Here is a 25428-nt window from a genome sequence, read left to right on the forward strand (position 1 = left end):
ATTAGCGCGGCAGTTGCGCGCGGCTGAGCATATCCACCCAATGCGCACCAACTTCGGTCGCGCAGGCGGGATGTGTTTTGGCGTAGGCCGTCACTGAGAAATTGGGGTCGATCTTGAGATAATCTTTCGCCGCTTTACGTGCTTCTTCGAGCCGTCCAAGCGATGCGAGCGAGATAATCTTCAGGCGATGTGTCGAAACGTAGTATGGGTTCAGTTCAAGAGAACTTAGCGCCAGTTCAAGCGCTTTTCCCTCGTTCCCATCGGTCAGATGTGCGGTGCCTGTCAGCGCATCAATATAGTATTTCTGTGGATCGAGCGGCGAGAGCTGCCCCGCTTTTTCCGTCAACCTTACCGCCTCGGCGCTGTTGCCCTTATAAGCTTGCATTGCACCGTTGAGGAGGGCTCCCAATGGTTCGTTTGGAGCCCAAATTTTCGCAGTCGCATAGGCCTGAGCCGCAAGTTCGAAGTCTTGGAGGATGTGGCTATAATTCATCGCAATCGTGGCACGGGCGATTGCGCATCCGGGGTCTCGATCAATTGCTTCGTTGGCAAGATTTCGCGACAGGGAGGATTGCGCCAACCTATCACTATGAAAACCGTTCTGAACGGACATCCAGTGCCAGTAGCCTAACCACGCCGTCGGAAGGGGATGCTTAGGGCAAATTTCTCTCGCGCGCTCAAGATAGAGCTGCGCTTTGGTAAAACTTTTAGGACGGTGGGTGTGAAGATTGCTTATTGCCCCAATGAGCAGCCGGAATGCAGGTGTCGTCAAGAGCGGACGGCTGTCAAGATCTGTGGAGATTTGACTGAGAATAGTTCGCTGTGCGCGGCTTGAGATGCCGAAAAGTACGTCAGATTCTCCGAGCATGATCGCTTGGTTGTTCTCAACGAAGCTATCCGTCCAAAGGAGATCACCCTTCCGCGCATCGTGCAGGGAGACGATCAGCTTTGATTTTGCATCCTGCATGATCAGCGAGCCAGAGATCAGGTAATCGCATCCCAGTTGCTGGCGAATGACCGAGAAGCGGTGTGCATGTCCCCCCATCTTTCGCGTTGAAAGGTGGGATACGACACTCATCAGCGGAGACTTGGAAAGAGCACGTGTAAGTTCCTCGGCCAAGATATCCGCAAAAACATTTTGCGAGGGCTCAAAGCTACGAAGTTGAAAGGGCAACACGGCGACACGCGGCAGAAGATCATTAGGCGCAACATCCGCACGAATTGCGACAACTTCCGCTCCAGTATCGGCCGGCAGGCTGGGCGAAGCGGGACGATTACGCATCGCCGTCAGCCACTCTTCAAAGGCCTCCGCACCAGCGATATCAATGCCCTCCAGAAACAGCTCTTCTACGTCGGGCGGTACGAGCTGAACATGACGGAGGTTTAGGCACACGCGCTCTCTGTTCGCGCTAATCACTTCTTCTTGCGTGTTGAGGAGGCTGCGAAGGCGCGTGAGTACTCCCCGAAGAGATGTAGCTGCATGATCTGCATCGCTGTTTTCCCATAGCATTGCCTTGAGAAAAGCTCTTGTTCTGGTTCCATTTTTCTCTGTCGCGAGTAAGGCTATTAGAGCCTGAGCTATTGATCCAATTTTAATTAAATCGCCGTTAATCGCTTCAATTTGAAATGGTCCGTAGAGATATATATTATACATGATACACCTATTCGAATATTCATAATATATACTATTTTTCTGATCTCATCATCTGCCCTTGTTACGATTTAACGATGGATTAACGATCCCGAGACGGCACCGGCACGGTAACGCCTCATCCTTGCGAGTGTTCAACGCAAAGGAGGCGAAAATGAACAATACTTACTTTAGTCAGTGGTTCCTTACCTTAAGGGGGTACAATCCGGGTCCACTTGATGGAGATTTAGGCCCGAAGACACGAGCCGCTTTGATGGCCTTTCAATCAGAGAACGGTTTGCCGGTGAACGGCTTAATTACTGCGGCGATCGTCGACATTGTCCGAAAACAACTACGGCAAGATCTCTGGCCAAGTTGGGTCGTCAACGCGATGCAGTATATCGGCGTCGAAGAAGTCATCGGCTCTGCGAACAATCCCACAATTATGAAGTGGGCGGAAGATTTGAATATTCGCTATGATGGCGATGATGTGCCTTGGTGTGGCTTGTTTGTGGCCGCAATGCTGCGATCTGAATCTCCCGACGCCCCACTTCCGAAGCTTGTTCTACGCGCCCGCGCCTACCTTGATGTAAACAAAGTGATTGATCCCTCTAACGCGAAGATCGGTGATATGGTGATTTTCTGGCGTGAATCTATGGAAAGTGGAAAAGGTCACGTCGGTTTCTACATGGGAAAGGCAAAGGACCAAATTTTTGTCCTTGGTGGGAACCAGAGAGATTCCGTGTCTATCCAACTCTACAGCGCGACAAGACTGCTCGGTGTCCGGCGTCCGAAAGTGAAACAGCCAGAGGCTGCATACGCCTAAAAGAAGCGCCACCTTGAACGCCCTGTATCCGCCTGCTGGCACGAAGCGCCCGTGGGCGGTTGCTCGGTTTAGGGCATCAAAATTTATGCGCAGTCTGGCAGGCTGTTAAATATGCGTTTCAGTCTGATGTTTTCCAGCTACGATAGGCTCGTTGCTTCTGTTGGCTCTCAGCGCTTGCTCTCGCATCAGCTACTTTAAATATCCGGCAGAAGTGGATAATTTTTATTTCAAGACATCGGCGATCGCGATGATTTTGCTGCAAATCCTGAGGATGGGATCGCGCTGGACGAGGTATTTTCCTATGAAATCCGCGTGGCTTCGGCGGAGATGGATGGCGCGTTGCGGCCGATGCTCTATCTCACCATCACCCACGACGATGGCCGTGTGATTGAGGCCGAGCCTTTTGACATGAGCGACAGCGGCTATTCCCACGGCGCGGATTTCATGTACTTTAAGGCCGGAGCCTATTCGCAGAACGATACCAGCACATGGCCGGAGCGCGATTTCGATCAGGTGACGTTTTACGCGCTGGATGTGGCGCATGACTGAATTGATGTTTTGGCGCGAGGCGGCGCATCAGGAAGGAAGATCAGAGTGCATTTTGTGGCGATTGGGGAGTGCATGGCGGAGCTGTCCGCTGCTGAGACAGCGGGTGACTACCGCCTCGGCTATGCGGGCGATACCTTCAACACCGCGTGGTATCTGCGCCAGATCAGCGACATGGAGGTGTCCTATCTAAGCGCCGTCGGCACGGATGAGATTTCCGGCAAGATGTTGGCGGTGATGGACGAGGCGGGGATCGGGACGGACCATGTTGCACGTCTGCCGGACCGCACGGTCGGGCTCTACATGATCTCGCTGAAAGACGGGGAGCGTAGCTTTACCTATTGGCGCGAGAGCGCGGCGGCGCGCCGCCTTGCGGAGGATCCGGCGGCGCTGTCAGCGGCGTTCGAGGGAGCAGACATTCTCTATTTCTCCGGCATCACGCTGGCCATTATCGGCGCGCAGGGCCGCGCCAATCTGCTTGCGGCTCTGGCTGCGGCGCACGAGAGCGGGAAGCGCGTGGCGTTCGATCCCAATCTGCGCCCGCGTCTGTGGGAAAGTGTGGGCGAGATGACCGCCGCCGTGATGGAGGGCGCAAGGGTCTCGGACATCGTGCTGCCGTCCTTCGAGGATGAGGCCGAGTATTTCGGCGACGTTGATCCGCAAGCCACCGCAGCGCGCTACGCAAATGAGGGCGCGGATCTCATCATCGTAAAAAACGGCCCGGCGGAGGTGCTCTACCAACACGGCGACGAGAGCGGCGTCGTGAACGTCCCGCCTGTCGCCAAGGTCGTGGACACCACCGCTGCTGGCGACAGCTTCAACGCCGGCTTCTTCGCCGCGTTGGATCAGAACAAGCCGATCCCCGACTGCATCCTGAACGGCGCACATGTCGCAGGGCAGGTGATCGGCGGGCGGGGAGCGCTGGTGAAGGTGACGCGTTAACCGAAAACCCGTTTATGGCGCGAAGGATTTGGCCATCCTGCCAAGGGCTGGATAATCCTGCATCGTTATTAAGAGACCGAAAAGATCCGTTGCAGTGACGTCCGCGTCGTATTTTGGGAGAACGTGAAGATGGTGCCTGCGCCGCTGCATGTCTTCGCGGCGCATGATCTTCGCAAGCGCTCCAAGCGCAGTCTTGAGGTGGAACCGAGCGCAGCAAGTGCATTTTTTTGGCAGGTTATGTCTCGGGCAGAACTATCTAGTCCGTCTTAAAACCGGGCCAATAAGATAGCCTCATCACCGTGCTGAGCAAAATTTAACCCTCTCCCGCTTTCCCAAGTCTCTTATGCAGCCTCTGCGCGGCTCCGCTCCGCAAGGCCGGATCTTGACCATCCTGCAGTGCGTCGAGCATCTCCAGCCGCGCCTCCTCCGCGGCGGCCTTCGCAGCGTCATAGCCAAGCCGGGCAACCGAAAAGCGGCGCGTGATGGCCCGCCGTTGGCGCTTTGCTGTGGAGGCAGCGCCTTCCTCTACCGGCAGTTCAATCCGAGCGACCCATGCCGCCGAGCGCCCTTTCGACGGCTTGGCGTAATGCACGCCCGTCATCTCGGAACTATGCGGCCCTTGCGGTTTCTTGCGCTGCACCTGCCGCATCTCGGCCTTGGTGAGCGGCGGAATCACTTCCAGCACGGCGTCGCGATAGGCGCGGGCGACATAGAGCGCGGCCTCGTGCCCGCCATAGGTGGTATCGGCAAAGCTGGCCTGGATCATTCGCCCGCCACGCGAGAGCTGAACAAGCCAAGCCTTGCCGTCCACGCCGCCCGAGGACTTGCGAGAGATGCCATAGCGGTCGCTCGGCAGCGGGCTGCGGCGGCGGGATTTGGAGGCGGGTGATGGCTCGCTATCCTGCGGCTTTTCGGGTGTTTTATCACTCATATCATGGCGCCCCCTTAAACATCGCATGCCACTCCATCACTCTTAATCCCAAATATATTCATATCTTTGCCGGGAAGAGTAGAAGGATGATGACGATAAGGCATGTTCCCAGCAGGCCCGCAGTCACTGGATGGTCGCGGCGCCCTACGCTGAGAGCCGCGCGCGCCGGGAGCGCGGGATAGTGCCGCGCGCTCTATCCGGCGCAGCGAAATCCGATATGGGACGTCGAGGAGCGTGCTTCTTCGACGGAGAGCGCTGTGCGGCGGTAGCGCTGGCAGTAGCTGGGCGCGCAAAGGTGGGAGCCGCCTTTGACCACGAGCATTTCGCCAGCTTGGATCTCGCGTTTCGGGGTGCAGCACATTTCACGGCTCAGGCGTGTTTCGGAGCGGGTGGTGGTCCATTCCCAGACATTGCCGAGCATGTTGTAGGTGCCGTAGCCGCTGCTGCCGAGGCTGCCGACCGGGAGCGTGAAGGGGCCGGCGTTGTGGACGATATTCTGGTAGGGAAAATCGCCCCACCATGTGTTCATACGCAGTCGTCCTTCGGGTGCGATATGGTCGCCCCATGGATAGAGCGTTTCAACCCCGCCGCGCGCGGCGAATTCCCATTCTTTTTCCGTGGGAAGACGGAGTCCGGCCCAGTCGCAATAGGCGCGGGCGTCGATGGCGGAGATATGGGTGACGGGGTGGTCCATGCGTCCGTCAAGCGTGCTTCCCGGACCTTCGGGTTGGTGCCAGCATGCGCCTTCGACGAAGCGCCACCACGCATGGAAATCGGAGAGCGGGACGGGCCCCGAGGTGGGATGAAAGACCAGTGAGCCGGGCGCGAGCAGATGGGGCGGCGTGTCCGGCGGCGCAAGCTCGGGGGGGAGCGGTTGCTCTGCGGTCGTCAGATAGCCGGTGGCGGACACAAAACCGGCGAAATCCGCCGCGCTGACGGCGTGAGCCGCGATGTGAAAGGGCGCGACCTCCACCTCTCGGCGCGGCGCTTCTTCGGGATAGAAATCATCGGATCCCATGGCAAAACGCCCGCCGGGAATGGCAATCATGTCATCCCTGACGTCGCTGTTGGCCATGGTATTCCTCAGTAATTCCCGGTCCGCTCAATCCCTGCATCGCTGGTCGCCATCACTGCGTCAAGATGTTGCTTCAAGAGGCGGATTTGCTCTTTCTCGAAGCCCGGTTTGTCCCAAAGCGACTCAAACTCGCCCGGATCTTCCTGCAAATCGAAAATCTCGGCCTTGCCCGCCTTATGATACATGCAGGTCTTGTAGCGGCCATCGAACACCATTGTGCCATGGCTTTGATAGGGCATCCCGGCGAGGGCCTCGTTGAACTCGCAGACGACATGTGGCTTATGGCGCGCCGTCTCGCCGCGCAGCAGATGAACGAGCGATTTGCCCTGTATATTGTAAGGGATCTCGACGCCCGCGATCTCCAGCAAGGTCGGCGCAATGTCGACCAATTCGACCAGCGCGTCGCTGCGGCTGCCGGGATTGGTCACGCCGGGCCATTTGACGATCAGCGGCACGTGGACCAGCCCTTCGAAGAAGCGGCAGCCCTTATAGAGCATCCCGTGGTCGCCCATCATCTCGCCATGGTCCGAGGTGAAAATGACGATGGTGTTCTCCGCCTGACCCGTGCGCTCCAGCGCCTCCAGAACGGCGCCGACGCGGTCGTCGATCATCTCGATCATCGCGTAATAACAGGCCTTTACATAGCGCGCGTCATAGGTGTCGGGCGGGAAATCGAAGAGGTTGCGCTGATCGAGCGGGATGTTCGACTGGTCGATATCCTCGGCGGGATCATACTGGCGAACATCCTGAATTTTCTTCCATTGCTGGTCGATTTCCCAGAATTCTTCCTGTCGGGCCGCGTCGCTTTCGCGGTAGAGCGGCAGGGGCATATCCTCAAGGTCATACCGGTCGAGGAACTCCTCCGGTGGGAAGAAGGGCGGATGCGGATCGACCGCGTTCAGGTTCATGAACCAAGGCGCGTCGTGCTTCTTTTCGATAAAGGCGGTGGCGCGCTCACCCCACCATGTCGCCTGCTGCATCTCCATCGGGAAGCCGGGACCATAGTCGCGGGGCGAGTTTTGCAGCAGTTCGGGATAGAGCTTCAGCGGATCCGCGACGCCGTGTTTTTCCTTCAGCCAGTCGTCATAGGCGCGCCCGATGGGCCAGCAATCGCAGAGCTCGGCGTGGTCATAGCCGTCTTCGGGGATCAACTCGATCCGGTCCTCAGAGCGTGATAGATGGTGCTTGCCCAGAAGGCAGGTCGTGTAATCGGTAGAGTCCTTCAGAATCCGCGGCAGGATGCGTTCGGCCTCTGGAAAGTGATCATTGCCGTTGCGGTGAACGTGATGCGAGGCCGGATAGCGCCCGGTCATGAAGGACGCGCGGCTCGGCGTGCAGATCGGGGCCTGACAATAAGCGTTCATGAAGGACATGCCTTCTTCGGCGAGACGGTCGAGATTGGGTGTGTGGATCGCCTCATTGCCATGCGCGCGGATCGTGTCGTAGCGCTGCTGGTCGGTGGTGATCCAAAGAATATACGGCGTCGTCGTCATCTGGCGTCCGTAAAAAGGCAATATGAAAGTGGATAGGGGGCCGGCGCGAAGGAGCCAGCCCCGGATCATCGGCTGTTCTCTGTTCTTAGCGAACCGAGTTCACAACATCCATGAAACGTTTGACGCGGTCGCCATCCACGGCGTTCCAGGTGTCGCCGTCGATCTTGAAATGGGTGCCGATGATGCAGCCCGAGGCGACCGACAGCACATCCTTGATGTTGTCGATATTCACGCCGGTATTGGCAAAGACCGGAACGAGATCGCCAACTGCTTCTGCAACCTTGCGCAGGTCCGAGCCGTCCGCCGGCTGGCCGGTGATCGGGCCGGAGACGAGGATCGCATCGGCGAGCGAGGAGAAGATGGCCGATTTCGCGCGCAGCTCAATGGGGCGCTGGTCCAGCGAATGGGCAAATTCGGCGTTGATGTTGAAGAACAGTTTCAGGTCCTTCTGGCCGAGATTGCGCTTGAGACGCGCCGGTGTGGCGGCGTCGGGCGCCCAGACACCCATATCCGAGGCGAAAACGCCCGTGAAAATCTCACGGACCCATTTTGCGCCGGTGGCATTGGCGACGGCGACCGAAGCGGTCGGATCCCAGAGATAGTTGACGCCGAAGGGCACTTTCAGATGCGGTTTACACGCGGTGATGACAGCGGTGTAGGCGGCGATGGATTCCGGGGTCCCTTTCAGCAGGTAAGGCCGGTCGTTTTCATTGCCGAACATGATGGCATCGACGCCGCCATCCTGAAGCTTTTCGATATCCGAAATGGCATTTTCGATCAGCTTGTCCATGCCGCCATCTGCGTCATAGAGCGGCGTGCCGGGAAGGGCGCCGATATGACACATCGAAATGACGGCTTTGTCGGTGTTGAGGAAGTCGAACATAAGCAGAGGCTCCAATTTGTGCGTTTATGTTGATATGAAGCGGAATTTGCGCGCATTTCGATCATATGTCAACATAAAAATAGCGAACAGCGGTATAAAATTACAAAAATAAGCCTGTTTTGGTGATTTGTGTTTGCATTGGTGTTGTCTTTCGTTTAGATATGAGTGGATGGAAGGCCTCGGTGTCGTCAAATGGCGGTGCCAGGGTGGTCCAACGAACTTTCTGGGAGGAAAACGTGACTAAGGTAAAAACATCAGCACAGGACGTTTTGATGGCGCGCCGCCAGTTTTTGGGCGCGGTGGCTGCTGCTGCGGCCGCGGGCGCGGGTCTCTATCCGCGCGGCGCGTTCGCACAGGATGGTGCGTGGGCGCTGCGACCCGAATCAGATGTCGACACGATCAATTTCGTCGTCTGGCAGTTCGGCAATATCTATGACGACATCGCCGCCAAGTTTGAGGCGGATTGGGGCATCCCGGTCGAGAAGATCATCGAGCCGAATATCGATCCGCAGATCGCCAAGCTGACATCCATGTATGCGGCGGGCGAGGATATCGACGTTCTGGTTTCGCCGCTGCAGACGATGGCCAGCTATATCGACCAAGGCATCGCGGCGCCGCTCGACGGTCTGCCGGGGCTGGATGAGTATGTCAGCGATTTCACGCCGCTTGCGAAAAGCATCGCGACGCGGGACGATCAGGTCTGGGGCCTTCCCTATCTCTCGATCGCCTGGAATTTCATCTACAATGATGAGCTGCTCGAAAAAGCCGGATTTGGCGGCAAGCCCTTCACGAGCTGGGAAGAGCTGACCGAGCAATGTCTCAAGGCAAAGGCGGATGGCGTCTCGAATTATCCGCTGCTCTGGGTTGCGGGAGCGGCCTTCGATCCGCTGCCGGGCACATGGTTCGCACAGGTCGCCAATCGCGGCGGGCGCATCTTTGCCCCGGATATGACGCCGGAACTCGGGCCGGGCTCCATCGCCCGCGAGGCCCTGCAATATTTCCAGGACAGTTTCATCAAGCACGAGATCGCCGATCCCGATTCGCTGAACCTGAAATTCCTGCCCGCCGTGAAAGTGTTCAACACCGGCAATCACCTCTATCTGGGCGCACTCCACAACTATTACATGAATGTGGTGAACGACCCGGCGCAGTCGCCGATCGCGGGCAAGGGGCGTATCCATCCGCTGCCGGGCGATGGCAAGACGCTGGCCGTGACATGGTATTACATGCTCTCCGAAGCGACGCGCGACCGTGAATGGGCGTGGAAACTGCTGCAATATCTCGGCGGTAAGACGCAGGACGGCGTTTATACGCAGGCGCTCGCGCTGGCAAAAAGCTCCATGCTGGCACCGGGCTATACCTCGGCCATGAACAGCGCCGAGCTTCGCGATGTCTGGTCCGAGCGTGTCGATGTCGATGCAATGCTGAATATTTTCGATAAGGCGGTTCCCTATACCGAGGTTGTCCCGGCGGTGAACGAGCCGTGGTATCCTCAGTGGAATGAAATGCTGAATGTCGAATTGACGGCCTGTTTGCGCGGCCAGATCACCCCCGATGAGGCTTGCGACAACATGGTCGCCAATATCGACAGGGCGAAACGCTAAGGGCTTTGCTTGCGCCCTCTGGTTGAGGGCGCAGACACCCCTGGCGCCCTAACTGGAGTATAAGATGAGCATTCAGAACACCGACGCGCCGGAGCGTCGGAGCCTTAGTCGCTTTTTCAAGAAAGAAGCCTCGCCGGGACGTCTCGCCCTCGGCATGAACCTGCCCTCGATGATCATTTTTGCGATCATTCTGGCCTATCCGATCTTCTTCGCGGGCTATCTGTCCTTCCACGATGTGGGCGTGCGCGAGCTGCGCAGCGGCGAATATCCCTGGGCGGGCCTGGGCAACTACGCAGAGCTTTTCAACGACCCGGTGTTCTGGAAGGCGATGCGCACGACGATCCTTTTCGTGCTGGTCTCTGTCATCCTTGAGGTCGTGATCGGTCTCGCCATTGCGCTGGTCATCAGCAACAGCAATGTGCGGCTCTCGAAAGTCACGAAATTCCTGATCCTCGTGCCTTGGGCCGTGCCGCCCATCGTCAACGGGTTCCTCTGGTCCTTCATCTTCAACACGCAATTCGGCTATCTGAACCGGGTGCTCTACAATCTCGGGTTCATCGACCAATATGTGAACTGGCTCGGCAACACCGAAACCGCCTTTATGGCCGTGGTGATTTCCTATGTCTGGCGCACAACGCCCTTCAACATCCTGCTCTATCATGCAGCGCTTCAGGGCATTCCCGACCATCTCTACGAGGCGGCGGAACTCGACGGCGCGAGCGCGTGGCGCAAATTCTGGCACATCACCCTGCCACTGCTGCGCCCGGTTCTGGCGGTCACGCTGATCCTGCGCACGACCTTCGCCTTCATGGTGTTCGACGAGATTTTCGCGATCACGCAGGGCGGGCCGGGTGACGATACCTGGGTGGCCGCGTGGTATACCTACAAGACCGCGTTCCAGCCGCCCTTTGATATCGGTGTCGGTGCCGCCTCCGCCTATGTGCTGGCGCTCATCGTCGGCCTGATCGCGATCTTCTACATCAAATTCGTCTACAAGAAGGTGGAGTACTGATCATGCGTAAAAAAATGACGCTTCGTACCCGCATCCTGATGAACCTGGCCAATGTCGCCTGCATCGCTTTCCTGATCCTGCCGCTGGTGCCTGTCATCCTCGGCGCGTTCCAGAGCGAACGTGGCTTGCAGGCGGATGTTCATGCGCTGCTGCCGGTGGAATACACGCTGGACAATTTCCGGCTGATCCTCTCGGGCGGCGCGGACAAGGGCACGCTCTTTCAGGATATCAGCTATCTGCCGAACTCCGTCACATGGTTCCCGAATGCATTCTTGAACTCGGTGATCGTGGGCGCGCTCGTGACCGTTGGTGTGCTTGTCCTCGCCAGCCTCACGGCCTTCACCGTAACCCGGCTGGATGTGCGCTGGACCGGCTGGCTGATGCAGATCAACATGGTCAGCCGCATGGTGCCGCTGATCGTGCTGATGGTGCCGCTCTTCGTGGTGCTGCGCGGCTTTGGCCTGCTGAACACCCTCTCCGGGGTGATCATCACCGAAATCGGCTTGTTGCTGCCATACGCGATCATCATCCTCGTGCCCTATTTCCAACAGCTTCCCAAGGAGCTTGAGGAGTCGGCGCGGCTCGATGGCTGCACGCGCTTCATGGCCTTCATGCGGATCCTGCTGCCGCTCTGCAAACCCGCCCTCGCGGCGAGCGGCGTGATTATGTTCATCATCTCATGGCATGAGTTGCTGATCCCGCTGATCATCGTCTCGAAACCCGAGGTGATGACAGTCCCGGTCGTTCTCGCAGGGCTCGTCTCGGATCACTTCGTGTTCTTCACCGTGATGATGGCGATCTGCCTGATCGGCCTTCTGCCGACCCTCGCGCTGGTCCTGCTGCTCCAGAAATATCTTGTCAAAGGCCTGACGGCCGGTGCCGTGAAAGGATAATCCGATGGCAAATGTGCAAATTCAGAACCTGAAGAAATCCTACGGGGCCTTGCAGGTGATCCATGACATCGATGTCGAGATCGACGAGGGCGAGTTTGTCGCGCTGGTCGGGCCTTCGGGCTGCGGAAAGTCCACGCTGCTGCGGATGATTGCGGGGCTGGAAGAGGTCACGGCGGGCGAGATCCTGCTCAACGACAAGGTCATCAACGACGTCGCCCCCAAGGACCGCGATATCGCCATGGTGTTCCAGAGCTATGCGCTCTATCCGCATATGACGGTGGAGCAGAATATGGGCTTCGCGCTGAAACTGGCCAAGGTGTCGGCGACCGAGATCAAGGCGCGCGTGGCCGAGGCGGCGGCGACACTGAACCTGACCGAATATCTGGACCGCTTTCCGCGCCAGCTTTCGGGCGGTCAGCGTCAGCGCGTCGCCATGGGCCGCTCGATCGTGCGCAGCCCTTCGGTGTTTCTCTTCGATGAGCCGCTCTCAAATCTCGATGCCAAGCTGCGTGTGCGGATGCGGACGGAAATCAAGGCGCTGCATCAGCGCCTTGGCGCCACCTCGATCTATGTGACCCATGATCAGATCGAAGCGATGACCATGGCCGACAAGATCGTGGTCATGCGCGCGGGTCATATCGAGCAGGTCGGCGCGCCGCTGGATCTCTATGACAACCCCGCAAATGTGTTTGTCGCGACCTTCATCGGCTCGCCCGCGATCAACCTGCTGACCGGCACCTATAATGGCGGCGTGGTGGATCTGGGCGAGGGCGTCAGAATGGCGGCCCCGGCGGTCGCGGCGAGCGGCGGGCGGGCCTGTCTCTTTGGCATCCGCCCCGAGCATCTTGAGCTGTCCGACGCGCCAGATGCGGTGGATTTCACCGTTGACGTGATCGAGCCGACGGGCAGCGAAACGATCCTCACCGGACGGATCGCAGGTCAGGAAGTGCAGATGACACAGCGCGAGCGGGCCAATCTCCAGCCGGGGCAGGTGCTGCGTGTCCGCCCCGCTGACGGTCAGGTGCGTCTCTTCGACGCCGAAACCGAGGCGCGTCTGCGATGACCGGGCAAGCGCTATGCTGGATGGACGCCGCCGATCTGGCCGGGGAGATCCGCGCCAAGCGGCTCTCCCCGGTCGAGGTCACGCAAGCCTTTATCGACAGGATCGAAGACGTCGATCCTTCGGTAAATGCCTTCTGCATCCCGATGTTCGAGATCGCGATGGAGAAGGCGCGGGCCGCAGAAGCCGCGCAGATGGCGGGCGATTTCTGGGGGCCGCTTCATGGCGTGCCCTATGCGATCAAGGACTCTGACGACTATGCCGGGCAGAAAACGACGCTCGGGAGCCTCGTCCACAAGGACCGCATCGCCACGCAGCATTCGCCGATCATCGCGCGGATGGAAGGCGCGGGCGCGATCCCGCTCGGCAAGACGACAACGCCGGATATGGCTTGGATTGGCCTGACCTATTCGCAGCTTTACGGCGAGACGAAGAACCCGTGGGACCTGACCCGCAATCCCGGCGGCAGTTCCGGCGGCTCCGCCGTCGCGGTCGCGACCGGCATGGCGCCCTTGGCCACCGGCACGGATGGCGCGGGTTCGGTGCGGATCCCGGCGTCCTTCTGCGGCATTTTCGGGCTCAAGCCGTCGCATGGGCGCATCCCGCTCATGCTGCCGAACGTCAATCAGCACACCCATTACGGCCCGCTGACGCGCACGGTTCGCGATGCGGCGCTGATGATGGATGTCTGCGCCGGTCCCGACCCTCGGGATCTCTACTCGCTCGAAGGCGGCTCGCCCGGCTATCTCGACAATCTCGACAAGCCTCTGGCCGGCAAACGCATCGCCTGGAGCCCCACTCTCGGGTTCGTCGATAAGCTCGACCCGGAGGTTCGGCGCATCTGCGAAATGGCGGCGCTGCGCTTCGAGGATCTCGGCGCGATTGTCGAAGAGGCGCGGATCGACCTCTCCGGCTCGATGGAGATCGCCAAGCGCAACTGGTGCGCGATCATGTCGGCGCTGGTGCTGAATGTGAATGCGGATCACGTGGATACATTCGATCCCGCTCTGGTCGCTTGCGCCCGCGAGGCGGAGGCGCATACAGCGGGGCAGTTCCTGCACGACAAGATCCGGATGTTCCCCATCTATCAGCGGCTTGTCGATTATTTCGAGATGTATGATTTTATCCTGACGCCAACCGTCGCCTGCTTACCGCTGAAAAATGACCAGCTGGTGCCGGATGGCTATCCCGCAACCGATTGGGACTGGATGGAGTGGGCTCCCTATAGCTCGCCTTTCAACCTGTTCCACAACCCGGCGTCGTCGGTGAACGCAGGTTTCAGCGCAGAAGGCCTGCCGGTTGGCCTACAGATCGTCGGACCCCGTTTCGGTGATTTGCAGGTGCTGCAAGCCTCGCATCACTTCGAGCGCGCCTTCAGCCCGGACTTCAAGCGGCCGCCCCTCATGCAGGCCGAACTTTCCGCCGCGATCTGACATGCGGCAAAGCAAAGGATCCCACCAAAAATGACGGATTACGTAATCGGTATCGATGTCGGCACCACCTCGACCATCGGTATCCTTATCGCCCTGCCTGACAAGGTTTTGGCACAGGTGTCGCGCCCGGTGACGCTCTCCTCGCCGCAGCAAGGCTGGGCTGAGGAAAACCCGGAGGACTGGTGGCAGAACACCTGCGAGATCATTCCTGATCTGCTGGAGAGCGGCGGCGTTTCTGCCGCTGACGTGAAGGGCATTGGCGTGGCCGGGATGCTGCCCGCCGTGATCCTGCTCGATGAGGCGGGCAATGTGCTGCGCCCCTCGATCCAGCAAAGTGACGGGCGCTCGGGCGCGGAGGTCGCGGAGCTCGCCGCAGAGGTTGAGGAAGCCGATTTTCTCGCCCGTGCAGGCAACGGCATCAACCAGCAGCTTCTGGCGACGAAACTGCGCTGGATCGAAAAGCATGAGCCGGACGTGTTCGCGAAGATTGCGACCGTGCTGGGCTCCTATGACTACATCAACTTCCGTCTCACCGGCGAACTTGCGGTTGAGCAGAACTGGGCGCTGGAGGCGGGCTTCGTCAATCTCGCGACCCATGAGCTGGACGACGAGCTGATCGCGCTCGCGCATATCCCGCGCAGCGCCATCCCCGTCAAACGCGCCTCCCATGAGGTGATGGGCCATGTCAGCGCGGAAGCCGCTGCGGCGACCGGGCTGCCGGAGGGTATTCCCGTGATCGGCGGTGCGGCCGATCATATCGCCTCGGGCTATGCCGCCGGTGTCACGCGGCCCGGAGACATTTTGCTCAAATTCGGCGGCGCGGCGGATGTGCTCGTGGCGAGCGACACGCCCCAGCCGGATGCGCGTATGTTCCTCGACTATCATCTGGTGCCGGGCATGTTCATGCCCAATGGTTGCATGGCCTCGGGCGGCTCGGCGCTGAACTGGTTTGTCGCCAAGATCGCGCAGGGGGAAGCGGCGCAGGCGGAGGCGGCGGGCCTGTCGCTCCATCAGCATCTCGATGGCATTGCGGCTCAAACGCCGGCAGGCGCGGATGGTGTGCAGATCATCCCCTATTTTCTTGGGGAGAAAACCCCGATCCATGATGCGGAGGCGCGCGGCGTGATCCACGGCCTCAGCCTCAATCACGATCTGCGGCATATGTGGCGCGCTTTGCTGGAGGGGTTTGCCTATGCCTTCCGTCACCATGTCGAGGTGTTCCGCGAGATGGGTCATCCGTCGACACGGTTTCTGGCCTCGGATGGCGGGTCGAAATCGCGGTTCTGGATGCAGATTTGTGCGGATGTTTTGCAACAGCCGGTGCAGCTTCTTCACGGGCATCCGGGCTCCTGCCTTGGTGCCGCTTACATGGCGGCGGTCGGTGCTGGGCTGACCGATGATTTCTCCGGCGTCTCGAACTTCATCAGCCATGGCGATCTGATCGAACCGGATCCGGCGAAGGCGGCGCTTTATGAAGAAGGCTATCACCGCTTCCGCACCACATATGAGGCCATGGTGAACGCGCGCGAGGTGAGAGCATGATGCGCGCCGTGATTTGGGACATCGACGGCACCCTCGTTGACAGTGAGCCGCTCCATCTTCGCGCTCTTTTGCATGTCTGCGATCAATATGGCGCAGATATTTCGGAGCTTCCGTCGGACCATTTTGTCGGTGTGAACGTGCAGCATGTCTGGCGCGCGCTTGAGGACCGGTTCCCGGAGACCCTGTCTTTTGAGAAATGGCTCGCAGAGCTGAACGCCTATTACAGCGCGCACGCCCATGAGCTTCAACCCATTGCGCATGCGGTTGAAACCGTGCGCCGCCTTGATGAAATGGGCATTTTGCAAGGGGCCGCTTCGAATTCCAACCGTCTCGTTGTCGACGCCAATCTGCGCGCCTTGGGCCTTAGCGATATTCTGTCCCTCTCCGTGAGCCTCGACGATGTCGTGCGCGGAAAGCCCGACCCCGAGCCCTATCTGCGCGCGATGCTGAAGATGCGCGTCCTTCCCTCGGCAACCTTTGCGGTGGAGGATAGCGCGACGGGGGCGGAAAGTGCGCGGCGGGCCGGGATGCATGTCGTTGCGCTTGGCGCGGATCTGCCGCAGGCGGATCATGTCATCGAAAACCTCGCGGCGCTGCCCGATCTGGTTTCAACGGCTGAACAGCGCGTGCTTGTCACATAATGTTCTCTTCGTGATAAGTTTGGTTGCCTTTTGTCGCTGATTAACCGAGATTAGTGTATGAGGTGACGAGGCAGTTGACATCATGAACGCGAATGACGGCAGAAAGCTCCCGGCGACTCTGAGGCGGAAGGAAATCCTTTCGGCTCTGGAGCGCGATGGCCATGTGACCATCGTGGATATCGCGGAACAATTGCGCGTGTCGGACATGACCGTGCGCCGTGATCTCGAATTGCTGGCCGACGAAAATCTTCTGGTGCGCACACATGGTGGCGCGCATCTTCCCGAGATTTTTCAGGAGCGGCCGCTGGAGCGTCACGAGCCAAGTGCGGCGACGCGCGCGAGCATCCACCGCAATGAGAAGCAGAAAATCGCGGCGGCGGCGCTTCAGTATATCGAACCGCACACGACCATCGCCGTCGATATCGGCACCACGATGCAGGAATTGGCGGCGTTGATTGAGGATGCTTCTGTTCGTGTCGTCTCGACCTCGCTCCGGGTGCAGCAGGATCTGGCGGAACGGCAGATGACGGTTTTCGTGCCCTGCGGGAAGCTGGGTGGGCCAGAGCCGTCCATAAGCGGCGCGCAAACGATTGCCTATCTGCAAAACTTCCATTTCGACACGGTGTTTCTCGGCGTTGCGGGGATCACGCTCGACGGAACTTTCGATTATTCCATTGAGGATGCGGAGATCAAAAAGGCCCTGATCCAACGCTCATCGAAACGGATCCTTCTCGCGGACAGCTCGAAATTCGGCGCCGTCTCCGCCGTCCGCGTGACGGGCTTCGAGGTGATCGACATTCTCATTACCGATGCCGACCCGCCGGGCCCGCTGAAAACGCGGCTGGAAGCGGCATGCACCGAAATCATCGTCATTCCCTCCTGATCGCGCTGATTTTTTGCGGATTTTGCCGGGCGTTTCGCGCAACCGGTCCATGAAGTTCACGGAATTTGCGAAAACAACATTTTCCAACATAAAAAGTTGTATTTCGATTTATAATGTGCGATTATGTTTAAGACATAGGAGCACATATGACAAAAACAGTCTTGATCACCGGGGCGGCCAACGGAATCGGCCTTGCCTCTGCCCGCGCTTTTTCCGCCAGCGGCTACAATCTCGTCCTTACAGATTTGAACAAAGATCTCTGCCGGGAACGCGCCCAAGAACTTGGCGGCAATGTGCTGACCTTTGGCGTCGACGTCCGGGACAAGGGCAGCATTCAGGCAGCCTTCGATGCCGGTGGCGAGGAATTCGGCGGCATTGATACCGTCCACGCCAATGCGGGCGTGTCGTCCATGAAGCCTGCGCTGGATCTCTCCGAGGACGATTGGGATTTTAACTTTGATATCAATGCGAAGGGCGTCTTCCTGACCAATCAGGTCGCCGTGCAGCATTTCCTCGATCGCGGCCTCAAAGGCGTCATCGTGAACACGGCGTCTCTGGCGGCCAAGGTCGGCGCGCCTTTGCTGGCCCACTATTCCGCATCGAAATTTGCGGTGATCGGCTGGACGCAGGCACTCGCGCGCGAACATGCGAAAGATGGCATCCGCGTCAACGCCGTCTGCCCCGGCTTCGTGCGCACGCCGATGCAGGATCGCGAGATTGAGTGGGAGGCGAAGCTTCTCGGCACAACGCCTGACAAGGTGCTGCAATCCTATATCGACCAAACGCCGCTTGGCCGGTTGGAGACGCCGGAAGACGTCGCCGATGTGGTCGTTTTCCTCGCCTCCGACGGGGCGCGCTTCATGACCGGGCAGGGCGTGAATGTCACCGGCGGCGTCTACATGACCTGACCCTCATTGCGCGCTGCGTGACCGTGGCGCGCGTTTATCTTATTGGAATCTATAATGAATAAAATGTCCTCGCCAGACATCCACAGCGATTGGACCGCGAAAAACGCAACCATGCAGGAGTTCAGCGCGGCGGAGATGGGCGCGATTGCGCATCTCTATCGCGGCGAGGTCTATCGCAGCACGATCTGGCGGAGTCGCCTGGATACCACGACCAATTGGACGGTGGTGTTGACGGGCGTTTCCCTGACCGTCGTGTTCGGCTCGTTCAGCGCATCGCCGCTCCCGCTCATTCTCGTCGGGCCGCTGGTCGCCGTCTTCCTGCTGCTCGAAGCGCGGCGCTATCGTTATTTCAACGTCTGGCGCGCACGGGCGAGATTGCTCGAAACCGATTTCTATGCGCCGATGCTGCGCGGGCATCACGGCATTATGGACGGCCGCTGGAATACCCTTCTGGCCGATGATTACGATACACCGCGCTTTCATATCAGCTACTTACGTGCCGTCGGGCGGCGTTTGCGGAAGAACTATATCTGGGTCTTCATGATGCAGGCGCTGACCTATTCGGGGAAGATTTTCATCCACCCGACACCCGCGATGTCCATGGCGGACATTTTCGAGCATGCGCGCATCGGCCCGGTGTCAGGGCAGGTTGTCATCGCCGCAGGCATCGTCTTCCACGTCTTCTGGATCATGCTCGCGCTGGTGACCTATATGATGGAACGCCGCGTGCGGCGCCGTCGTCAGACCCTGATTACGATTTCATAACTTTGGCGCCGTGCCTTCGGCGCTCGCAGTCATGACGTGTGAATATCAAGGCGAAGCCGTGATCGTATCTGTTTGTTTAAGTTGACCCATGGGTGCATATGCGGCTCTTTTGCAGCCGCATAAAGTGCTGGCATTTATTCAAATAATATATATTTCAGATGTTCGCCCACATGGCCCGAGAGCGCTATTTCACCTAAATTATATGGATTATGGGCCTTTCTGCGACGCCTGAAATGGCTCGCTGCCCTGCTTGCCGCGTATCGAGAAACCCCTCTTATCGATGCTGTTCCGCGCTTAACATAAAAGAACACAAACGAAATATTTTGTTTGATAATGTTGCTGTCCGTGTTATTTAATGTGGACAAATGTTGCGTGGGAGATGACCTCCGCATGCATCACAGCAGAATCTGGGAGGAAAATGATGGGTTACACATTGCAGTCGGGGCTGAGCCGGCGCGCGTTTAACATGTTGGGCGCTATGAGTGTCGCCGTGGCGTTTGGCGGCACGGCGTTCGCGCAGGATTTGAAGGGTGACGGCGAGGTCATCGTCGCGCATTGGGGCGGGATCGACGGCGCTGCCGTGGAGTCGCTCCTGCCGCAATTTACCGAAGAAACCGGCATCAATGTGGTCGGCGTCGAGGTGGGCGATGCGGATTACGGCCCCAAGCTGGTGCTTCAGCAACGCACGGGCAATGCCGAATGGGATGTCGCGCTCGGGATGCTCGTTGACCACTTTTCGGCCGTGGATCAGGAGGGCATGTTTGCGCCGCTCGATACGTCCAGATGGGCACCGGAGGTTGTGACCGCCTATCAGGACGCGGATCTTTTGGGTGAAAACTGGGCCGCTGGCCCCTCCGAAGGGCTGTGGCTGCTCTACGGTCCGGCGCTGGAGGATAATCCGCCGACCTCTTGGGCAGATTTCTTTGACCTTGAGAAATATCCTGGCAATCGCGCGATGTCTGCGGGCGGTGCCGGAATCCTCGCCAATATCCAATATGCGTTGATTGCCGATGGCGTTTCGCCTGACGAGCTCTATCCGCTGGATGTGGACCGTGCCTTGGCAAAACTCTCGACGATCCGTGACAATCTCGTGCTTTGGGAAGCCTCGCCAAAAGGGATCGAAGCGCTTGTTGCCGGTGATGTGGTGATGGATTGGGCGTTCGGGCCGTCTGTCTTCCGCGCGCTCGATGCCGGGCAGCCGATTCATATGGCCATCGAGGGGCTGCAAACCGCTGTCGACCGGACCCGTGATGCGGTGCTGGCCAACGGGGCCAATCAGGAAAATGCACAGATCTTCCTGACATGGTGGAAAAAGCCGGAGACTCAGGCCGCCTATGCGGAGGCGACCAAGGGCGGATTGATCGTGCCGATTGAGACCGTGATCGAGAAGGTTGATCCGGCCTTGCAAGGCAGCCTGCCGTTCTCATCGCAATATGGCGAAGACGCGTTCTTCTTCCTTGACGATCCCTGGTATAACGAAATCGATCCGAACACCGGCAAAACCAATCTGGACGGTGTGATCGCGGCCTTCACCGCATGGCGGATCGGTCTCTGATCCGCAGCATCCGGCACGGGGCGCAAACGCTGTCCCGTGCCACTGGTTTCCTAAAATAAACTCGGGTGTCAGATGAATTTTCGCGGCTTTCTTCCGGTTCTTCCGCTGGTCGTCTTTATCGCGATCGCCTCGCTTTTGCCGATCCTCTATTTCCTTGTGAGCGCGTTTCAGACGCCCACCGGAGAGTTTACCCTTCGCGAAATTCAGAATGTGTTCAGCCAGCCCGCCTATCTGGCGTCGATCTGGAACACGATCAAGATCGCGTTTTTTGTGGATCTGCTCATTCTGTTTCTCGCCTATCCGGTCGCGCTCACGATCCACCTTTCCGAAGGCTGGCGGCGGACGGTGTTGCTCATCTGCGTTCTCTTGCCCTTTTTCACCTCGGTTCTGGTGCGCACCTATGCATGGTCGGTGGTGCTTGGCCTTGAGGGTCCGGTCAATGGCGCGCTTGTGGCAACGGGTATTCTGGACGAGCCCTATCTGCTCGGGCACTCGACCATCGGGACGGTTATCGGCCTTGTGCATATTCTCATGCCCCCGGCTGTGCTGGCGATCTACACCATCATGGGGCGGATCGACTCCGATCTGATGATCACTGCCAAAAGTCTCGGCGCCGGAAACCTGCGCGCCTTCTTTACGGTGTTCTTCCCCCTCAGCATGCCGGGCGTCGTTCTCGGCGGGCTTCTCACCTTCGTGATGGCGCTCGGGGCCTTCGTGATCCCGCAGCTTCTGGGCGGTGTCGGCAATCTGATGTTCGGGCAGATTATCGTGTTGATCGCCACCGTCTCGCTCGACTGGAATTTCGCCTCCGCCATGTCGCTGGTCTTTCTGATCCTGCTGGCGATCCCGATTTATGGGCTGGTCCGGGGCGGACAGTTTGGCGATGTGTCAGGCGAGGGACGGGGGGCTGCGCCATCGCGTCTTGGGGTGCTGGTATCCTCCGTCTTTGCCCCCATCGGAGCGCTTTTTGAAAAGCTCCTTGCCCCTGTTTTGGCTTGGCTCGACCGCGTGCCGAGACATGTCAGCGCAGGGTTGCGGCTCGCTATCGCCCTTGCGGTTGTCGTCTTTCTGATCGTTCCCGAGGCCCTGATCGTGGTCTTGTCCTTCGGCGATCCTGACTACCTCTCCTGGCCGCCGACACAGCTTAACGGCGAGGGCTATGCCCTGTTCTTCCAGCAGGAACCTTGGGTGCGGGCGCTGCGTCAGAGCTTCCAGTTCGGCGTTGTCACGATGATTGTGTCCGTCCTGATCGGTTCGGCGGCGGCGTATGGCATCGTGCGCGGGCGCTTCCCCGGCAAATCGCTGATCATCTCGCTCGCCCTCGTCCCGCTGATCTTGCCCGAGATCGTGCCCGCCATCGCCTATTATATCGCCGCCTCCGCCTTCGGTGTGTCTGGAACGGCCGCGGCGATTGTGGCGGGGCAGGGTGTGACGGCAACCGCATTGGTGCTTTTGGTGATGTCGGCGGTGTTCCGGTCGCTGAAAGTCGATATCGAATACGCGGCGCGCGCTTGCGGCGCGGGCCCGGTTCGCGGCTTTTTCGACGTTGTCGTGCCGATTGTCTGGCCGAGCCTGATTGTCGCCTCCCTGTTCAGCTTCCTGAACGCGTTCGACAATCTGCTGATCCCGCTCTTCATGGGCGGACGCTACCAGACCCTGCCGGTCTATATGTGGCTCCAGATGCGCGAGGCGACCAGCCCGATGATTACGGTCGTCGCCTCCATCATGATCCTTGTTGTCATCCTCTTCGGCCTGCTGGCGAATTTCGCGCAGCAGCTTCAGGCGCGCCGTCTGGCGCAGCAGTAACACAGATAGAAGGAGACCCCTCATGAGCGATGGTGTTGAAATTGTTGGCCTGAGCAAACGCTATGGTGATTTCGTTGCGCTGAACGATGTGAATATGTCGATCCGCAATGGCGAATTTATCACCCTGCTCGGGCCGTCGGGAAGCGGCAAGACGACCCTTTTGCAGATGTTGGCGGGGCTCACGACGCCGAGCGAAGGCGATATTCGGATTGGCGGCAAAAGTGTCGTGGCGCTCCCCATCGAGAAACGCGAAATCGGGCTGGTGTTCCAGAGCTATGCGCTTTTCCCCCATATGACTGTGGCGGGGAATGTCGGCTATCCGCTGAAGATGCGCGGTGTGCCGCGGGATGAAATCGCCCATCGTGTGAACGAAGTGCTGGAGCTGGTCGAGCTCACGAATTTTGCCAAGCGCCGGCCCTCGGAGCTTTCGGGTGGGCAGCAGCAGCGAACGGCGATTGCGCGGGCGCTGGTCTTCGAGCCGTCTGTCATGCTGCTCGATGAGCCCCTGTCCGCGCTTGACCGGCGCTTGCGCGAGCATATGAAATTCGAGTTGCGCCGCCTGCATGACATGATCGGCACGACGACGATTTTTGTCACCCACGATCAGGACGAGGCCCTCGCCCTGTCGGATCGCATCGCGGTGCTCGACGGCGGCAAACTCCAGCAATTCGGCACCGCCGACGAGATCTATCGCCAGCCGAAAACACGCTTCATCGCCGAATTCATGGGCGAGACGAATATCATCGACACCACCGTCAAACGGGGGGACACGGGCCTCTATGCCGAGGACGAAAAAGGGCGCCGCGTCGCCATCGGTGAGCCGGAGGGGATGAGTGCAGGGATGAAAGTGGCGCTCGGCATCCGTGCAGAGCAAATTTCGCTGAGGCCCGGCGATCTGACGGAGGATGGCTGGACAGGGACGATAAAGAACAAGTTTTTCCTTGGAAATTCGTATCGTTATATCGTTGACTGCGCCCCCCATTCCTTCGTCGCGCAGGTGTCCGCGCCCTATGCGGATGAAGCGCTGTCGGCCGGCGATGCGGTTGCGCTCAGCTGGCACCCGGCATCGCTGCAATTGCTGCCGGCGTGACTTCGAAAGGATTGTTCGGGGGCTGAAGTGTTCAGGATGGCTCCGCGTCGACGGCCGGATGCAAAGTTTAGGTGCCGCTTTCTAATAGGCGGAACGCAGAAACCTCTAGAATTCACCAGTCTATCCCGCCGCTCAATTGCCAATTTGAGGACAACTTCTGTCCAAAAAGGTCAAATAGCGTGTCAATTCACAAGCGGTGTGGATCGCCATCCTATTTGTCCGCAGACTGCTTTGGATTTCAATCACTTAGAAGTCGCGGTTGCGGTCAATATGACCATGTTTGCCAAGCGTTTTGTCTCTGACATCACGTTGTTGGGTGTTGACCTTCTAGGAGCCAGTGGAGACATCTTGCCATTGAGGCGGCAACAGCGCGCGTTGATCTATGCTGATTAGCCTGAATGGATAGCATAAAGAGCCTTAACTTCTTCGCCTGCTATAGAGCTGTGTCTTGCGGCTCTGAACGCCAACGTTCCTCGCCTTTTGGCCTCTCGCTCAGCCTCTTATGGAGCCTCTGCGCGGCTCCGCTTCTAAGCGCCGGATCTTGACCATCCTGCAGCGCGTCGAGCATCTCCAATCGCGCTTCTTCTGCGGCGGCTTTCGCGGCGTCATAGCCAAGCCGGGCGACTGAAAAGCGGCGCGTGATGGCTCGCCGCTGGCGCTTGGCGGTGGATGTCGTACCTTCCTCTGCAGGCAGCTCGATCCGCGCCACCCAAGCCGCGGAGCGCCCTTTCGACGGCTTGGCGTAATGCACACCGGTTATCTCGGAACTATGAGAACCTTCCGCCTTTCTGCGCTGCACCTGCCGCATCTCGGCCTTCGTGAGCGGCGGGATCACCTCCAGAACCGCGTCGCGATAGGCGCGGGCGACATAGAGCGCGACCTCGCGCCCACCATAGGTGCCATCGGTAAAGCTGGCCTGGATCATGCGCCCGCCGCGCGAAAGCTTAACGATCCAGGCCTTCCCGTCCACGCCTCTCGCGGATTTGCGAGAGATGCCATAGCGGTCGCTGGGCAGCGGGCTTCGGTGGCGGGATTTCGATGTGGGAAGCAACGCGCCATCTTGCGCTTTTTCGGGTGTCTTTTTGCTCATATGCTCGCGCTCCCTGCGACATCGCATGCCACTCCGTCTTATTTTCCCTACCCAATACATGTTCATGTTATTTATGTGAAGAGTAACAAGCCTGCGATTTGAAGGGAATAGCGGTGTTCGCGCCGACATATTCTTATTTTTTGATGTAAAATGATGCCCCCTGCGACATTTTTTCGGCTGACAGCGGTTAAGAATTCGGTAATGTCTGGCTGAGTGCGAATCTTGAGCTGCTGGAGTTGTCGGTTATGTCCTTGTCCTCTGTGATCCAGGCGATGCGTATTTTGCGGATCGAGACACCGCTGGGGGCGGATGCGCTTTTGGCGCAGAAGCTGCAGTTTCGTGAGGCGATTTCGGAGCTCTTCGAGGGGCGGATGTCGGTGCGCTCGAAGTCTCCGGATCTGAAGCCGCAGGATCTCTTGGGCAAGTCGGTGGATGTTTCTATCGAGCTTGGCGATGGCCAGCGGCGGACATGGAACGCGCTGGTCACGGATCTGACGGCTGGGCCGCGCCAGAGCCGGGGGCTGCGCCATTACGAGATCGTACTGCGGCCGGATCTGTGGCTCTTGTCGCAAACCTCGGATTGCCGGATCTGGATGGACAAATCGGCGCTCGATGTGGCTGAAGAGCTGATGAGCGAGCACGGGATTGCCAAACCGATCACGGGCGGGGTGGTCGATCCGGTGCCGACGCAGCATTATTCGGTGCAGTGGAACGAGACGGATCTCGATTATCTGACGCGGCGTCTGGAAGAGGACGGGCTCTACTATTGGTGGTCGCACCAGGAGGGCCAGCATCAGATGCATATCGCGTCGCATGCGGC

23 protein-coding genes are annotated in these 25428 nt (G+C 58.9%); 17 read left to right on the forward strand and 6 right to left on the reverse strand.

Going from position 1 to position 25428, the window contains the following annotated elements:
• Nucleotide 1: 1 nt before the first annotated feature.
• On the reverse strand, nucleotides 2–1654 hold the full coding sequence (locus ACMA5I_RS15260; RefSeq protein ID WP_525887142.1) for a hypothetical protein: 1653 nt from the start codon (nucleotides 1652–1654) through the stop codon (nucleotides 2–4).
• A 151-nt stretch (nucleotides 1655–1805) separates the two neighbouring features.
• On the opposite strand from ACMA5I_RS15260, the gene ACMA5I_RS15265 reads away from it, so the two are divergent.
• The 3 genes from ACMA5I_RS15265 (at nucleotide 1806) to ACMA5I_RS15275 (ending at nucleotide 3944) form a co-directional block, all read left to right on the forward strand.
• Nucleotides 1806–2456: an NlpC/P60 family protein gene (locus ACMA5I_RS15265; RefSeq protein WP_525887143.1), complete on the forward strand. Its 651-nt coding sequence runs from the start codon at nucleotides 1806–1808 to the stop codon at nucleotides 2454–2456.
• A gap of 234 nt (nucleotides 2457–2690) precedes the next feature.
• Nucleotides 2691–3005: a polysaccharide lyase family 7 protein gene (locus ACMA5I_RS15270; protein ID WP_525887166.1), complete on the forward strand. Its 315-nt coding sequence runs from the start codon at nucleotides 2691–2693 to the stop codon at nucleotides 3003–3005.
• Between the two features lie 45 nt (nucleotides 3006–3050).
• Nucleotides 3051–3944 carry a sugar kinase gene (locus ACMA5I_RS15275; RefSeq protein ID WP_525887144.1) on the forward strand — a complete coding sequence of 298 codons (894 nt, stop codon included), beginning with the start codon at nucleotides 3051–3053 and terminating at the stop codon, nucleotides 3942–3944.
• Nucleotides 3945–4257: 313 nt separating this feature from the next.
• Here the strand turns inward: ACMA5I_RS15275 and ACMA5I_RS15280 are convergent, their stop codons facing one another.
• The 4 genes from ACMA5I_RS15280 to ACMA5I_RS15295 all read right to left on the reverse strand — a co-directional run bounded on the left by ACMA5I_RS15280 (nucleotide 4258) and on the right by ACMA5I_RS15295 (nucleotide 8326).
• On the reverse strand, nucleotides 4258–4875 hold the full coding sequence (locus ACMA5I_RS15280; RefSeq protein ID WP_525887145.1) for a hypothetical protein: 618 nt from the start codon (nucleotides 4873–4875) through the stop codon (nucleotides 4258–4260).
• A gap of 193 nt (nucleotides 4876–5068) precedes the next feature.
• Entirely contained in the window at nucleotides 5069–5950 is an 882-nt protein-coding gene (locus ACMA5I_RS15285) for a formylglycine-generating enzyme family protein (protein ID WP_525887146.1), read from the reverse strand.
• A gap of 8 nt (nucleotides 5951–5958) precedes the next feature.
• On the reverse strand, nucleotides 5959–7443 hold the full coding sequence (locus ACMA5I_RS15290) for a sulfatase family protein (RefSeq protein WP_525887147.1): 1485 nt from the start codon (nucleotides 7441–7443) through the stop codon (nucleotides 5959–5961).
• A gap of 85 nt (nucleotides 7444–7528) precedes the next feature.
• Nucleotides 7529–8326 carry a BtpA/SgcQ family protein gene (locus ACMA5I_RS15295; RefSeq protein WP_525887148.1) on the reverse strand — a complete coding sequence of 266 codons (798 nt, stop codon included), beginning with the start codon at nucleotides 8324–8326 and terminating at the stop codon, nucleotides 7529–7531.
• Between the two features lie 236 nt (nucleotides 8327–8562).
• On the opposite strand from ACMA5I_RS15295, the gene ACMA5I_RS15300 reads away from it, so the two are divergent.
• From ACMA5I_RS15300 to ACMA5I_RS15360, 13 genes are all read left to right on the forward strand, one after another.
• On the forward strand, nucleotides 8563–9930 hold the full coding sequence (locus ACMA5I_RS15300) for an extracellular solute-binding protein (protein ID WP_525887149.1): 1368 nt from the start codon (nucleotides 8563–8565) through the stop codon (nucleotides 9928–9930).
• 64 nt (nucleotides 9931–9994) lie between these two features.
• Nucleotides 9995–10942, forward strand: coding sequence for a carbohydrate ABC transporter permease (locus tag ACMA5I_RS15305; RefSeq protein ID WP_525887150.1), 948 nt, complete (start codon nucleotides 9995–9997; stop codon nucleotides 10940–10942).
• A 2-nt stretch (nucleotides 10943–10944) separates the two neighbouring features.
• Nucleotides 10945–11835 carry a carbohydrate ABC transporter permease gene (locus ACMA5I_RS15310; RefSeq protein WP_525887151.1) on the forward strand — a complete coding sequence of 297 codons (891 nt, stop codon included), beginning with the start codon at nucleotides 10945–10947 and terminating at the stop codon, nucleotides 11833–11835.
• A gap of 4 nt (nucleotides 11836–11839) precedes the next feature.
• Nucleotides 11840–12898 (forward strand): ABC transporter ATP-binding protein, encoded by a 1059-nt coding sequence (locus ACMA5I_RS15315; protein ID WP_525887152.1) that lies wholly within the window; start codon nucleotides 11840–11842, stop codon nucleotides 12896–12898.
• Nucleotides 12895–14328, forward strand: coding sequence for an amidase (locus tag ACMA5I_RS15320; protein WP_525887153.1), 1434 nt, complete (start codon nucleotides 12895–12897; stop codon nucleotides 14326–14328). The genes ACMA5I_RS15315 and ACMA5I_RS15320 overlap by 4 nt, the downstream gene beginning before the upstream one ends.
• Nucleotides 14329–14358: 30 nt before the next feature.
• Nucleotides 14359–15870, forward strand: a complete 1512-nt coding sequence (locus ACMA5I_RS15325; protein ID WP_525887154.1) for an FGGY-family carbohydrate kinase — start codon at nucleotides 14359–14361, stop codon at nucleotides 15868–15870.
• Nucleotides 15870–16511 (forward strand): HAD family hydrolase, encoded by a 642-nt coding sequence (locus ACMA5I_RS15330; protein WP_525887155.1) that lies wholly within the window; start codon nucleotides 15870–15872, stop codon nucleotides 16509–16511. The genes ACMA5I_RS15325 and ACMA5I_RS15330 overlap by 1 nt, the downstream gene beginning before the upstream one ends.
• Nucleotides 16512–16593: 82 nt before the next feature.
• A complete protein-coding gene (locus ACMA5I_RS15335) occupies nucleotides 16594–17394 on the forward strand; it encodes a DeoR/GlpR family DNA-binding transcription regulator (protein ID WP_525887156.1) in 801 nt (266 codons plus the stop codon).
• A 146-nt stretch (nucleotides 17395–17540) separates the two neighbouring features.
• Entirely contained in the window at nucleotides 17541–18302 is a 762-nt protein-coding gene (locus ACMA5I_RS15340; protein ID WP_525887157.1) for an SDR family NAD(P)-dependent oxidoreductase, read from the forward strand.
• 54 nt (nucleotides 18303–18356) lie between these two features.
• Entirely contained in the window at nucleotides 18357–19067 is a 711-nt protein-coding gene (locus ACMA5I_RS15345; RefSeq protein ID WP_525887158.1) for a DUF2270 domain-containing protein, read from the forward strand.
• Nucleotides 19068–19488: 421 nt separating this feature from the next.
• Entirely contained in the window at nucleotides 19489–20622 is a 1134-nt protein-coding gene (locus tag ACMA5I_RS15350; RefSeq protein ID WP_525887159.1) for an ABC transporter substrate-binding protein, read from the forward strand.
• Nucleotides 20623–20694: 72 nt separating this feature from the next.
• Nucleotides 20695–22428 (forward strand): ABC transporter permease subunit, encoded by a 1734-nt coding sequence (locus ACMA5I_RS15355; protein WP_525887160.1) that lies wholly within the window; start codon nucleotides 20695–20697, stop codon nucleotides 22426–22428.
• A gap of 22 nt (nucleotides 22429–22450) precedes the next feature.
• The gene (locus ACMA5I_RS15360; protein ID WP_525887161.1) at nucleotides 22451–23518 is read left to right on the forward strand and encodes an ABC transporter ATP-binding protein; all 1068 of its coding nucleotides are present in this window, start codon (nucleotides 22451–22453) and stop codon (nucleotides 23516–23518) included.
• A gap of 433 nt (nucleotides 23519–23951) precedes the next feature.
• Here ACMA5I_RS15360 and ACMA5I_RS15365 read toward each other — a convergent pair whose 3' ends face one another.
• Nucleotides 23952–24608: a hypothetical protein gene (locus ACMA5I_RS15365; protein WP_525887162.1), complete on the reverse strand. Its 657-nt coding sequence runs from the start codon at nucleotides 24606–24608 to the stop codon at nucleotides 23952–23954.
• A gap of 245 nt (nucleotides 24609–24853) precedes the next feature.
• Between ACMA5I_RS15365 and ACMA5I_RS15370 the strand changes: the two genes are divergently transcribed.
• The coding region (locus tag ACMA5I_RS15370) for a contractile injection system protein, VgrG/Pvc8 family (protein WP_525887163.1) at nucleotides 24854–25428 on the forward strand (575 nt) is incomplete at its 3' end.

The organism is Jujubicoccus corallicola (assembly GCF_047345645.1).
GTDB lineage: Bacteria > Pseudomonadota > Alphaproteobacteria > Rhodobacterales > Rhodobacteraceae > JBLEFH01.

What these genes read in the sequence shown, in the direction of transcription:
- ACMA5I_RS15260 (WP_525887142.1), bottom strand. Translation starts at nt 1,654, where the DNA reads ATGTATAATATATATCTCTACGGACCATTTCAAATTGAAGCGATTAAC.
- ACMA5I_RS15265 (WP_525887143.1), top strand. Translation starts at nt 1,806, where the DNA reads ATGAACAATACTTACTTTAGTCAGTGGTTCCTTACCTTAAGGGGGTAC.
- ACMA5I_RS15280 (WP_525887145.1), bottom strand. Translation starts at nt 4,875, where the DNA reads ATGAGTGATAAAACACCCGAAAAGCCGCAGGATAGCGAGCCATCACCC.
- ACMA5I_RS15285 (WP_525887146.1), bottom strand. Translation starts at nt 5,950, where the DNA reads ATGGCCAACAGCGACGTCAGGGATGACATGATTGCCATTCCCGGCGGG.
- ACMA5I_RS15290 (WP_525887147.1), bottom strand. Translation starts at nt 7,443, where the DNA reads ATGACGACGACGCCGTATATTCTTTGGATCACCACCGACCAGCAGCGC.
- ACMA5I_RS15295 (WP_525887148.1), bottom strand. Translation starts at nt 8,326, where the DNA reads ATGTTCGACTTCCTCAACACCGACAAAGCCGTCATTTCGATGTGTCAT.
- ACMA5I_RS15305 (WP_525887150.1), top strand. Translation starts at nt 9,995, where the DNA reads ATGAGCATTCAGAACACCGACGCGCCGGAGCGTCGGAGCCTTAGTCGC.
- ACMA5I_RS15310 (WP_525887151.1), top strand. Translation starts at nt 10,945, where the DNA reads ATGCGTAAAAAAATGACGCTTCGTACCCGCATCCTGATGAACCTGGCC.
- ACMA5I_RS15315 (WP_525887152.1), top strand. Translation starts at nt 11,840, where the DNA reads ATGGCAAATGTGCAAATTCAGAACCTGAAGAAATCCTACGGGGCCTTG.
- ACMA5I_RS15320 (WP_525887153.1), top strand. Translation starts at nt 12,895, where the DNA reads ATGACCGGGCAAGCGCTATGCTGGATGGACGCCGCCGATCTGGCCGGG.
- ACMA5I_RS15325 (WP_525887154.1), top strand. Translation starts at nt 14,359, where the DNA reads ATGACGGATTACGTAATCGGTATCGATGTCGGCACCACCTCGACCATC.
- ACMA5I_RS15330 (WP_525887155.1), top strand. Translation starts at nt 15,870, where the DNA reads ATGCGCGCCGTGATTTGGGACATCGACGGCACCCTCGTTGACAGTGAG.
- ACMA5I_RS15335 (WP_525887156.1), top strand. Translation starts at nt 16,594, where the DNA reads ATGAACGCGAATGACGGCAGAAAGCTCCCGGCGACTCTGAGGCGGAAG.
- ACMA5I_RS15340 (WP_525887157.1), top strand. Translation starts at nt 17,541, where the DNA reads ATGACAAAAACAGTCTTGATCACCGGGGCGGCCAACGGAATCGGCCTT.
- ACMA5I_RS15345 (WP_525887158.1), top strand. Translation starts at nt 18,357, where the DNA reads ATGAATAAAATGTCCTCGCCAGACATCCACAGCGATTGGACCGCGAAA.
- ACMA5I_RS15350 (WP_525887159.1), top strand. Translation starts at nt 19,489, where the DNA reads ATGGGTTACACATTGCAGTCGGGGCTGAGCCGGCGCGCGTTTAACATG.
- ACMA5I_RS15355 (WP_525887160.1), top strand. Translation starts at nt 20,695, where the DNA reads ATGAATTTTCGCGGCTTTCTTCCGGTTCTTCCGCTGGTCGTCTTTATC.
- ACMA5I_RS15360 (WP_525887161.1), top strand. Translation starts at nt 22,451, where the DNA reads ATGAGCGATGGTGTTGAAATTGTTGGCCTGAGCAAACGCTATGGTGAT.
- ACMA5I_RS15365 (WP_525887162.1), bottom strand. Translation starts at nt 24,608, where the DNA reads ATGAGCAAAAAGACACCCGAAAAAGCGCAAGATGGCGCGTTGCTTCCC.